A 10,468-nucleotide genomic window follows, 5' to 3' on the forward strand; every position below is an offset into this window, starting at 1 on the left:
GCAAATACAGAAATATATCCGGATTACCCTGACCATTTTGACCTGATAGTGTATGGCGATACAATAGAGCATCTTTATACGGCACCGGAATTAAGTCTTCTGATGCTCTCCTGTATGCTTAAACCGGGAGGCATCATAATTGTAACAACTCCAAATGCTGTTTCGCTCAGGAACAGGATTACAATGCTTTCCGGGGGCAATCCATTTGAAAGGATAAGATACTACAAAGGCAACCCGGGGCATTACAGGGAATATACAAAAAGGGAACTAAAGGAAATTGGAGTTGCTGCCAGCCTTGAAGTAAGGGATTGTTATCCGGTTAATTTTTATAATTCCGGCAGCTTTAAAAGGCTTATTGCTGCCCCTCTTACTGCCCTGCCACAGCTAAGGGACAGCCTTGTTGCTGTTTTCGAAAAAACCGGGCCCTGACTCATATACGATTATCTCTTGAAGAAGTAACCCAGTCCAAATTTTGCCGACATACCGTGGTCATACCTTTTGTAGGAGACAGGGCCGGAGGATTCAACCTGGTAGTTATCCGCAGAGCCCATTATGAGGCCATAACCCAGGCTGGCATTAACAAAGAGATTGTTATGTATCCTGACCATAGCGCCGGCTCCGGCATATTGCTCAAATGTGGGAACTTTTCTGCCCTGAAAAGCCTCCTGATGCATTGCAACCGGAATCGAGCCGGGATCACTGATCAAAAGGTGTTCACGGAAGATCAGATTGAGCTGGAGATAAAACCTGAAATTCTGATTTTGGCCGTAACTTTTGTATACCGGCGACAGGTATTGCCTGTAAATCACCTCTCCTCCTGAGATCCGGCCTGATCCGAGCTGCATTATCAGTCCCCCTTCTAGGTGTTTTCTGTCCTTTTCTATGCTTGCGTTAAAGCTTAAGCTCTGGTCATAGCCGCTGCCGGAGGTAAAGTGATACATGGATAAACCGATGATCTTGTATTCCGAACAATTGTAGAACTGACCGGCCTTCAATGAAGGCAGCAGTAAACAGGCGATTATGATTGACAATATTGAAGTTCTCATGTCAGTAGGATTGGTTTCTATCAATTTTTACGTTGATATGAGGTAACAGTTGTCGTTTTGATGGTGATATGACACCGTGAGGACAGGTGATGCAGATCACCGGTCATTAATATGGGTTGCTGCAGCAAGAATACGGTATGCCGCCCGCTTCATCTTGTATGACCAGGAACCTTAGGGTAGTCGTACAGAATTATGGCAACAAGAACATTGTAAGCCTGATATAATTATGAGCAAGTACACAACCCCGGGGCAGAGTCCCGAAGTATCACTTGGTACTTGCTCTTGCCGGCCCGGATGGCAGGGGGAATGAACCGCTTTAAGAATAAAAAGGAACCTGCAAAATAAGCCTGCAAGTTCCTGTTTTTCAGAGCGGGAAACGGGGATCGAACCCGCGACCCTCAGCTTGGGAAGCTGATGCTCTACCACTGAGCTACTCCCGCATTCTGCACCAAAATTAATTCTTTATTGCAAATAACCAAATGACGCCACGGACTCGGGCCTCACTATGGATTCAAATAGAAGGGCCTGTTAAGTGGTCTTGCCGGATGAAAAGCTGAGCCGCTCCCCGGACCCGGACCCGCGTTATGTTGTTTAAGAAACTGCTGGTCTGGCCGGCTGAGCCAAAGAGGCGTTGTAACATTGTTCAATATGATAAAAATACAGATGAAAGTTTTTAAATTTAAACAAATAACCTAATATTGATGTATATTTTATTTAAAGGTTGATTTTGTATAATGATCTATCTTATAGCTACATATAAAGTAACGGATTTCAAGAAATGGTATAAGGCGTTCGGTGAGAATGAGCCAAAACGCATCCAGGCCGGGTTGCGGGTCGAAAATATCTTCAGGGAGTTTGATAACTCAAACCGCATTATGGTGCTGATGAGCATAGAATCAATTGATGCAGCCAATGAATATGTTGAATCGGTTACCTCCCCCGAAGACATTGAAAAAATGGGGATCATCTCACCCATTGACATAAAATTCTGGGATGTATTTTATTAGTATGCGGTGATCCCTGCTGACCTTCCTCCTGCAGGAATAAAATCCCAGTAACTACTTATTTTGCTGGCCTTCATAGGAATATAATTTATGTTGTTGTTATTCTTCTGAGGTTTGAACAATTCGGTTTTTTCTTTGTTATTTTATTAACAATGGTGTAACTATTGTTCAGACCAGATCTGCTGGTGGTAGAATATGTTTAACCTAATAATCACAAAAAGACAGTTATGGAACAAGAACAGGAAACAGTAAATGTAATGCCGAGAATTGGCGATTTTGCGCCGGATTTCAATTCGATGACAACAGTTGGGCCCCTTAAATTCTCTGAGTACAACAAAGGAAGCTGGGTGATACTCTTTTCACACCCTGCAGATTTCACACCGGTATGCACCACAGAGATGTCGGCGTTTGCCCTGCGGGAAGATGAATTTAAAGCCATGAACACCAAGCTTATGGGGCTGAGCATTGACAGCATTCACTCACATATCGCATGGGTGAACAATGTTAAGGAGAAGTTGGGTATACTAATGAAATTTCCCATAATTGCCGATATTGACATGAAGGTGTCAAAGCTTTATGGCATGCTTCAACCAGGAGAGAGTGAGACTGCGGCTGTTCGCGCCGTATTTATAATTGATCCAGAGGGTATTGTGCGTTTAATAATGTATTACCCACTAAATATCGGCCGCAGCATGGATGAGATAATACGAGCCCTTAAGGCCCTGCAGACTGCTCATAAGCATAAGGTGGCACTTCCTATTGATTGGCAGCCGGGTGACAAGGCAATAGTCCCTCCTCCAAAAACTGTTGATGACATGGAAGAGAGGATGAAAAGTAACTACGAAATGGTTGATTTCTACCTGGCCAAAAAGGATTTGAAATGACCATGCCGCAGCCTGAAGCATTTTAATGATTCAGGTAAGGCTTATTTACCGGTTACGGTGTTTTTACAAAAAGAGGTGCAAGGCGCACCTCTTTTTTTGATGGTAAACAACAAAATGCCGGGTTGTCTGTTTTAATAGCGATTATTTATTCTGGTTGAATGTTTCCCGTACTGGTTTTTGCACTTTTTGTACTTCTCGTTGATCTCTATGCCTATAAGGGTCTCAAGGTAGTTTTCGACATGCCCTCATCCGGTTTGGTGAAAACAGTGTTCCGGGTGCTTTACTGGCTAGTGCCGGTAATTCTGTTTCTGGCTGTGATCCATGCAGTTTACAGTCGACCGGCCGACCCATCTCCTGCCGTTTTCAACAGGTACTACTACATCGTGGCCTATACCCTACTGTTTTATATTCCGAAGCTGGTGTTTACCGCTTTCCATCTCCTGGAAGATTTGATATTGCTGCTTGAGAAGATCGCAGGCCTGGTTAAATTATACTTCAAAGAAGGGAAATTCCCTTCCGGGGAAGTAAACGCGCCACGAAGGAAATTCCTGAGCCGTGCGGGTATCATAATTGCCATCCTGCCGTTCCTGGCCATTATTTACGGTGTGGCTGTCGGCCGCTTTGACTTCCGCGTAAGCGAGACAGAGATACGTTCGCCGGGCATTCCGGTCTCCTTTGACGGGTACCGTATTGTCCATATTTCAGATCTGCATATCGGCAGTTTCCATGGATATCCGAACCGGGTCAGGCAGGCGGTTGAGATCATCAACAGGCAGCAGGCCGATGTGATAGTGTTCACCGGCGACCTGGTCAACAACTTTACCGCCGAACTTGAGGGGTTTACCGGCATTCTCGGCCAATTAAACGCCCCCCATGGTGTTTACAGCGTTCTTGGGAACCATGATTACGGCGACTATTTTCAGTGGGAGTCGGAGGCTCAAAAGAAAGCCAATATGAAGGATATGTTCGCCGCACAGGAGAAGATGGGCTGGAGGCTGCTTATGAATGAATGGGAACCATTGGTGATCAACAACGATACCATTGTGCTGGCTGGGGTAGAAAACTGGGGTGAGCCGCCTTTTCCCCGGTACGGAGACCTAGAAGAGGCTCTTGATGGTACCTGCGGTTATCCTTTCGTAATACTCCTTTCGCATGATCCGACACACTGGGATGCCAGGGTGCTTGGAAAAAGCAATGTTGATCTTACTTTGTCGGGCCACACTCATGGAATGCAGGTGGGCATTGAAACTGCTGTTTTTCGCTGGAGTCCCAGCAGGATGAGGTATCCCCGATGGGGCGGCCTTTACGTGGAGAACGGTCAGTTCCTTTATGTGAACAGGGGGCTTGGCTATGTGGCTTTTCCGGGCCGCATCGGCATGCCTCCCGAAATAACCGTCATTGAACTTAAATCAGGAATTTAGGCTTCACCGCCTCCCTCCCATTGCCCGGAGTTCCATAAGCTGGCCGAAATCAAAATCGGCCGCCATCATAACAATCTGCTCGATATCAATATCCCCCGAAAGGGTTATCGCCATTAACTGACCATCAGTTTCCGAAATTATGGTCACAAGATCGGTTACCCTGCCACTGTTTTCCTTCATTCTCATATTTATCAGCCTGCCACTGTCAGATATCCTGATAAGCTCCTCGTATTGGTACCTGGTCAGCATTTCTTCCAGATTTCTGATAATCTCTTTGCTTTCTGATGCAGGTATGCCTTCGCCGAATGATATCAACCCGACCTGCCTGGCATCGCCAAAAAAGCGGTTCATTCCGGGGTCGTCTGCCACGCTTAGAGCCAGCGTCAGCAGGGCCGGGGGTATCTTCAGGTAAAAGAACCCCCTGTTATCCTGGTAAAGGTGCCTTACCTCATCCTCGAAAGACTTTGGCTCACTGGTGCAGGCAGGGAAAAGGATCATAACCGAGGTTGCTGCGGCCAGTAATGTTCTTGTGACTGTGTTCATCAGTTTCTGTTTATATGCCAGGAGCCTGCCCATGGCAAACCCTTGCAAAGGTATAATTATAATTTTACAGGAGGTTATTCAATTTTTTGAAGGGCATCAAGTCCCTCGAGATTCATCGATTTTGATATCCGGGCTATAGTGTTCAGGTCAATATTGCCCTGGATGCTGATCAGCGCATTGTTGGTGGCTCCTCCAGCAACCATAAGCAGTTCGCTTATAAGGCCATTCTTCTCTTTTATCAGGAATTTAAAGTCCTGGTCACGCTCCCTGACGACCATCAGCTCCTCGTATTCGCCGGCAGGCAGGTCAGCCATTATTTCATTGAAAAAATTAACACCTGCGGGTGACTTCTGGTCGGATGCAAGGATCCTTATCCCGGTGAGCTTCCCGAATACCTCTTCAAATTCCTTGTTCTCAGGCTCAAGATTTGCAAACAGCCTGAACATATGGCGCGAAATATAGACGGAGGTGTACCCCTCGCGTCCCGAATATTTTTCAAACAGCCGGTCTACCGGACTGCCCTGTGCGAAAAGGCAGAACGGCATCAGCATAATTGTCGCTAAAATCACTGTAGTTCTCATATTATTGTTGTTTTTTGGTTATTCAGATTTGATTTCACTATCTATAGCGGACTTCCGCAGGCCTGATACGGTCTCTTCAAACAGTGTCAACGCTCTTAATTCGGTCGCACCCTGGTGAAACCTGTGCATTGACTCAAGCTCACGTGTTGCATCTGAAATTTTTGTGAGCGGCCTTAGCTCTTCTGTTCCGGTATTCATAACCGAAGAGACCATGATCAGCGCGTTTTTGGCCTCTTCGTAGGCCAGTATCATCTCCTGCTCGGTATAATAAACATCATATGTAATCCTCTCCTGCACCTGTCTGTCGAAAAGCAGCAGGTAACTACCTGCCAGCAGAAGTATTGATGCAGCTATGCCTGACACCATATAGAGCATCCGGCTTTTTCCTGGCCGGAACTTCTTGCGCTCATTTTCACCAATGGCTGCCATCACCTTTTCATCAAAATCCTTGTCAGGTATACCTTCCGAAGAGGCATTTGCCAGCGACATAAACAGCATCCTGTCAGCCTCCATCTCAGGGGGTACATCCTCAGTAGTGAAGAACCGCTTCAGCAGGTCCTCCTCCTCCCTTCCGGTATTCCCTTCATAATATTCAGCCAGCATGGCTTTTATCCTTTCAATATCCATGTTCAACCGTGTTTAGATATAGTTCCCTGATCTTTTTTCTGGCACGTGAGAGGTTAACCCTTATTGCATTAATATTCATATCGAGCACCTCCCCTATCTCTTCAAAACCGTAACCTTCAATATCACGCATGTGCAGGACTGCTTTCTGCTGTTCGGGGAGTTCCTCCATCAGTCTTCTCAGATATTTGGCAGTATCTTTCATCTCGGCAATCCTTTCAGGGCCTTCATCTCCCGTTTCAGTCCGTTTCAAACTCTGCGTCTGCTCAATGGATACGGTCCTTCTTGCTTTTATCCTGTCGAGGCAGTAGTTCCTGGTTACGGTCATTGCAAATGCCTCCGGTGAATTGAGTTCCTCAAGCTTTTTCCTGTTGTTCCATAGTCTCATGAACACTTCCTGTACGGCATCCTGTGCTTCATCAGTGTCGCTCAGTATCGAGCAGGCAAACCGGTACAGCTTGTTCTTCAAAGGCAGTATATCCTGTTTAAACCGGTTTGTATCCATCTGCATCGAACAAAAGAGAGTTGTTTTACAAAATAAGCACCTGTAGCTGAATAATCATATTGCAGGTGACATTTTTTATTGTCCGGCAGCCTGCAGCCCATTACCTGCTGCTGCACATTTTTAATCATTGAGGTGCATGAAATGCTGCATTCCGGGTGCATTTATTCCAGAGAGTGACGCTATCTTATTCATGTCAATGCTGCCTTTAATGCATATCAATGCGTTATCGCCATCACCTCCGACCAGCAGTATCAGTTCCTTTACCAATCCCCCCTCCTCGCTGGCAAGCATCAGGACCTGCTGATCATCACTGCTCACCCGCATAAGCTCATCGTACTGTTCAACCATAAGGTCCTGAAGCACTTCATCGTAGAGGTTGAATGAGTGTGATTTCACCAAAGCCTCTGGTGCATGGAGAATAAGAACTGAGCTTACAGCCGATGCCAGGCTTTTAAGGTCATGGTCATCAGGATCCATACCGGCTATAAGATTGAACATTCCGGGTGAGATCTGCACGCTTGTTATGCCAGGTATGCCGGAATATTTCTGAAATATCCGCTCGGGCACATCCTGTTGTGCGGCCATTGCCAGGGGCATTATGGCCATTACGAGTATAATTGCCGTCTTCTTCATCTCTTTTTAATTTAGTTTTTAATATTCAATTTCTGATTTTCTTGTGGCCGGAAGCGCTAAACAACGTTTGCCGGTCGACCCTTTCAGAATGAAGACGAACATAATTACCTTTCATTACAGCAGCAATAAAAAAATTATTGCTTGCTGAATATATTTGGTTTTTACAGGCCTGGCATATTGTAAGGTGATCTGCAATACTTAACTCTATTTATCGCGATTGAAGTTTATCAACTGAAGCAGCCCTCAAGCACCTTTACAAGGAATTCAGGTATCCTGACGGGCCTCTCCCTTTCCCTGTCAATGAAGACCAGGGTGGTGCTTCCTTCGTTGACCAGTTCACCGGCTTCATTATGGATCAGGTAGTCGAACACTATCCTTGTCCGGGGCATTTCGCGCACTATGGTCCGGACGGTCAGCAGGTCATCATACCTGGCTGGTTTACGGTACCGGCACTCCATTGAAATGACGGGCATTACAATGCCCATCTCCTCCATCTTCCTGTATGTAAACCCGAGATGACGCATCATTTCGGTCCTTCCTGTTTCATAGTAAAGCGGATAAATTCCATAATAGACAACGCCCATGGCATCTGTCTCGCCATATCTTACGCGCACCTGTGTTTCATACGTGCAAATCATGTTAATCAAATTAATAAGAAGTGAATTATGTTTAGCATACTATCGGTATTCAGTGCCTTGAACGTATGGAACCCGCATGGTTTGTTTATGTTATTTTGTCTGCCGAAGGCTGATGCGGGTTTCATGACAATTCATGGCAAATTATTTTTTAATGGGTGAATCGGGCTCCTTTGCCAGGTGGTTGTAAACCATCCGGTCAAGTACCGAAGGAGCAAACTTTTTCAGCAATACCGTAAGTCTTCCCTGGGTTGTCAAATTCAGTGTCCGCCTCCTTTTGATAACGGATTTTACAATTTTCCGCGCAACCTCTTCGGCACTCATCATCCTCTCCTCTGCCCGGGGAGATTCACCCTGTGCGGATCCGTCGCCTGAAAGTGCCGTCTTCCTGATGTTTGAGGAGGTGAACCCCGGTGCAGCGATCAACACGTGCAGCCCCCTGTCCATATACTCAATCCGCAAAGCTTCCAGGAAACCATGCATTGCAAACTTGGATGCGGAATAACCGGTTCTTCCCGGCAGGCCCTGGTACCCCGCTATCGAAGAGATGCCGGCCACCGACCCTCTTGCTTCCAGAAGGTACGGGAGGGCATATTTGGTACAGTATACCGACCCCCAGAAATTGACGTCCATCAATTGTTTCAGGACCTTAAGGTCTGTATTTCCAAAAAGCGCTCTCATTGAGAGTCCCGCATTGTTTACAAGCACATCGATAGTGCCGTATTCATTACAGGCTGCTTCAACCATGGCTTTGCAATCGGCTTCGGCCGATACGTCAGTTCTGACTGCCAGCGCCCGGTACCCCTTCTCTCTCATCTTCCCGGCAGTAGCGGAAATCTTCTCAAAATTCCTTGCAGCCAGCACAACTGAGGCGCCTTTGGCGGCAAACTCCCACGCACAGGCAAGGCCGATACCCGATGATGCACCTGTAATTATTACTGTCTTGTTTTCCACTTTGATAAAAATATAATCTCCTAAAATAAATAAATCTTTTTGATCATTTCAATCACACCTTGTTGCCGTATCCTACCCCTGAGCATATAAGATTGACAGCCAGCTTGTAATGATGGCACGGCAAATTACTTCAATCTAAAAAAGGAGAAAAGCTTTGTGATAAAATTTAAAGATGTTATCTTTGCAAACGTTTTCAAAAACAGTTACAGGATGATTCAGTAGCTCAGCTGGTAGAGCACATCCCTTTTAAGGATGGGGTCCTGAGTTCGAGCCTCAGCTGAATCACTCCGGCAGGCGGGGATACTTCCCCCGCCTGTTTTGATTCTATGGTGTAACAGTGCTTTGAAAATGTTGTATCCTTTTAAGGTTATTCTACCTGTTTTACTATGGACTTTTGCTATACCAGCCTTATATTCTGCTTCTTCACTCCCGGTTGTTGAGTTTGTATTTCTTCTGAGACCAGAACATTATTATAATGCCCAGGGCCAGGAAAGAAGCAGCCATGGCGAAGGTGAAAGTGAATCCTGCAATTTCGTATATAAATATACCCGCCAGCGGCATGAACAGCGCCCTGACCCCTGTAAGCGACAAATGGATCGACTGGTAGTCACCGGCTTCATTACGGTTGCAGAAAAATGCCGATCCTATACTCCATGAGATTGCCATGGTTGAAATAAAGATACTGTTGAACAGCACTCCCGCAAGTAAAGCAAAATATATCTGGATACCCATAAAATCAATATAAACAGGGAAAATCAGGGTAGCCGGGAATGATAATAGATACATGGCAAGTGAGCCGTAAGTGAGTGATGCGAATTTCCTTGGATCGGTGTTTGCAAGCATCCTTCCGAAAACCGGGAGCAGAAAAATGGCAATAAGATTATAAAAGTTCTTATAAAAAGCTACACTTGAGTAGTTCAGCCCCACTGCCCTGTCGTAAAAGATGGTGATAACTGAATTGGTACCCATAAAAGCAAGCCCGTAAAGCATAAAGCCAACCTGGTAATGGAGGTATGGCCTGTTGGTCCGGAATATGTCAGCTACCCTTTTAAGTGCACCTGAAAAGAGCTGGCCGCTGAATATCCCGGGTGATGCTCTATCCTCACTTTCAAATGGTATTGAGGTTAGCAGATATACCGACATGATCCCCAGTACAGCAACCAAAGGGTAAATATAAACGAATGCGAAAGGATCCCTGTCCAGCAAAAGACCGAAAAGGAATGTGGAAGCCAGTGTTGTTATTTTTTTTGATGAGGTTGCATAGGAATATAGTTTTCCGAAGCTTTCAGATGTGTAATTCTGTTTGAGGAGAATATTGATTGAAGGGAAAATAAGAGGAGTTGCCAGGTAGTATACCAGGAATATTAACAGGAACATATAATGGTAAACAGAATCACCTCCCATCTCAGCAATATTACGCGGGAAAAAAAGCAGGAACAGTAGAGGCAGCCTGGTAATGACTGCAGTCCGACGCAGAAGCCCCTGCTTGTTCCTGATCCTTCTCAGTATCTCATTTATGAAAACCGAAACAATGAGCACCACCATGCTGAACTGAAACAGCATGCTGACCTGGTAAGGCGAGCCGTGGAGACTCTTAAGGAAGACAAATTCATTGAGTACCAAAATACCGCTGATCAT

13 protein-coding genes and 2 tRNA genes are annotated in these 10,468 nt (G+C 45.7%); 5 read left to right on the forward strand and 10 right to left on the reverse strand.

Annotated elements, in window-relative coordinates:
• Window positions 1-429 (forward strand): hypothetical protein (locus EA408_10500; GenBank protein TVR70815.1); only part of this gene is annotated, 429 nt, incomplete at its 5' end.
• An 11-nt stretch (window positions 430-440) separates the two neighbouring features.
• On the opposite strand, the gene EA408_10505 is transcribed toward EA408_10500, so the two are convergent.
• Together EA408_10505 and EA408_10510 are read right to left on the reverse strand one after the other, a co-directional pair.
• Window positions 441-995 (reverse strand): hypothetical protein, encoded by a 555-nt coding sequence (locus EA408_10505; GenBank protein ID TVR70816.1) that lies wholly within the window; start codon window positions 993-995, stop codon window positions 441-443.
• 419 nt (window positions 996-1,414) lie between these two features.
• Window positions 1,415-1,486, reverse strand: a tRNA-Gly gene (locus EA408_10510).
• A gap of 294 nt (window positions 1,487-1,780) precedes the next feature.
• Here EA408_10510 and EA408_10515 point away from each other — a divergent pair.
• The 3 genes from EA408_10515 to EA408_10525 all read left to right on the forward strand — a co-directional run bounded on the left by EA408_10515 (window position 1,781) and on the right by EA408_10525 (window position 4,355).
• Window positions 1,781-2,053, forward strand: a complete 273-nt coding sequence (locus EA408_10515; protein ID TVR70817.1) for a hypothetical protein — start codon at window positions 1,781-1,783, stop codon at window positions 2,051-2,053.
• Window positions 2,054-2,307: 254 nt separating this feature from the next.
• Complete coding sequence (locus EA408_10520; protein ID TVR70818.1) at window positions 2,308-2,934, forward strand: peroxiredoxin; 627 nt, start codon at window positions 2,308-2,310, stop codon at window positions 2,932-2,934.
• A gap of 158 nt (window positions 2,935-3,092) precedes the next feature.
• Entirely contained in the window at window positions 3,093-4,355 is a 1,263-nt protein-coding gene (locus EA408_10525; GenBank protein TVR70819.1) for a metallophosphoesterase, read from the forward strand.
• Between the two features lie 3 nt (window positions 4,356-4,358).
• Here the strand turns inward: EA408_10525 and EA408_10530 are convergent, their stop codons facing one another.
• The 7 genes from EA408_10530 to EA408_10560 all read right to left on the reverse strand — a co-directional run bounded on the left by EA408_10530 (window position 4,359) and on the right by EA408_10560 (window position 8,830).
• Window positions 4,359-4,931 carry a DUF4252 domain-containing protein gene (locus tag EA408_10530; GenBank protein ID TVR70820.1) on the reverse strand — a complete coding sequence of 191 codons (573 nt, stop codon included), beginning with the start codon at window positions 4,929-4,931 and terminating at the stop codon, window positions 4,359-4,361.
• A 41-nt stretch (window positions 4,932-4,972) separates the two neighbouring features.
• A complete protein-coding gene (locus EA408_10535) occupies window positions 4,973-5,479 on the reverse strand; it encodes a DUF4252 domain-containing protein (protein TVR70821.1) in 507 nt (168 codons plus the stop codon).
• A gap of 18 nt (window positions 5,480-5,497) precedes the next feature.
• Window positions 5,498-6,106, reverse strand: coding sequence for a hypothetical protein (locus EA408_10540; GenBank protein TVR70822.1), 609 nt, complete (start codon window positions 6,104-6,106; stop codon window positions 5,498-5,500).
• A complete protein-coding gene (locus EA408_10545) occupies window positions 6,096-6,614 on the reverse strand; it encodes an RNA polymerase sigma factor (GenBank protein TVR70823.1) in 519 nt (172 codons plus the stop codon). The genes EA408_10540 and EA408_10545 overlap by 11 nt, the downstream gene beginning before the upstream one ends.
• A 114-nt stretch (window positions 6,615-6,728) precedes the next feature.
• Window positions 6,729-7,241, reverse strand: a complete 513-nt coding sequence (locus EA408_10550) for a DUF4252 domain-containing protein (protein ID TVR70824.1) — start codon at window positions 7,239-7,241, stop codon at window positions 6,729-6,731.
• Between the two features lie 227 nt (window positions 7,242-7,468).
• Window positions 7,469-7,879, reverse strand: a complete 411-nt coding sequence (locus EA408_10555; GenBank protein ID TVR70827.1) for an acyl-CoA thioesterase — start codon at window positions 7,877-7,879, stop codon at window positions 7,469-7,471.
• 141 nt (window positions 7,880-8,020) lie between these two features.
• On the reverse strand, window positions 8,021-8,830 hold the full coding sequence (locus EA408_10560; GenBank protein TVR70825.1) for an SDR family oxidoreductase: 810 nt from the start codon (window positions 8,828-8,830) through the stop codon (window positions 8,021-8,023).
• Window positions 8,831-9,042: 212 nt separating this feature from the next.
• Here EA408_10560 and EA408_10565 point away from each other — a divergent pair.
• Window positions 9,043-9,115, forward strand: a tRNA-Lys gene (locus EA408_10565).
• A 138-nt stretch (window positions 9,116-9,253) separates the two neighbouring features.
• Here the strand turns inward: EA408_10565 and EA408_10570 are convergent.
• On the reverse strand, window positions 9,254-10,468 hold the full coding sequence (locus EA408_10570; GenBank protein TVR70826.1) for a hypothetical protein: 1,215 nt from the start codon (window positions 10,466-10,468) through the stop codon (window positions 9,254-9,256).

The sequence above is a fragment of the Marinilabiliales bacterium genome (genome assembly GCA_007695015.1).
GTDB lineage: Bacteria > Bacteroidota > Bacteroidia > Bacteroidales > PUMT01 > PXAP01.

Excerpts from the sequence above, each read along its gene's own strand:
- EA408_10555 (TVR70827.1), bottom strand. The coding sequence starts at position 7,879 with ATGATTTGCACGTATGAAACACAGGTGCGCGTAAGATATGGCGAGACA.
- EA408_10525 (TVR70819.1), top strand. The coding sequence starts at position 3,093 with ATGTTTCCCGTACTGGTTTTTGCACTTTTTGTACTTCTCGTTGATCTC.
- EA408_10545 (TVR70823.1), bottom strand. The coding sequence starts at position 6,614 with ATGCAGATGGATACAAACCGGTTTAAACAGGATATACTGCCTTTGAAG.
- EA408_10520 (TVR70818.1), top strand. The coding sequence starts at position 2,308 with ATGCCGAGAATTGGCGATTTTGCGCCGGATTTCAATTCGATGACAACA.
- EA408_10540 (TVR70822.1), bottom strand. The coding sequence starts at position 6,106 with ATGGATATTGAAAGGATAAAAGCCATGCTGGCTGAATATTATGAAGGG.
- EA408_10535 (TVR70821.1), bottom strand. The coding sequence starts at position 5,479 with ATGAGAACTACAGTGATTTTAGCGACAATTATGCTGATGCCGTTCTGC.
- EA408_10570 (TVR70826.1), bottom strand. The coding sequence starts at position 10,468 with ATGATCAGCGGTATTTTGGTACTCAATGAATTTGTCTTCCTTAAGAGT.
- EA408_10515 (TVR70817.1), top strand. The coding sequence starts at position 1,781 with ATGATCTATCTTATAGCTACATATAAAGTAACGGATTTCAAGAAATGG.
- EA408_10550 (TVR70824.1), bottom strand. The coding sequence starts at position 7,241 with ATGAAGAAGACGGCAATTATACTCGTAATGGCCATAATGCCCCTGGCA.
- EA408_10530 (TVR70820.1), bottom strand. The coding sequence starts at position 4,931 with ATGGGCAGGCTCCTGGCATATAAACAGAAACTGATGAACACAGTCACA.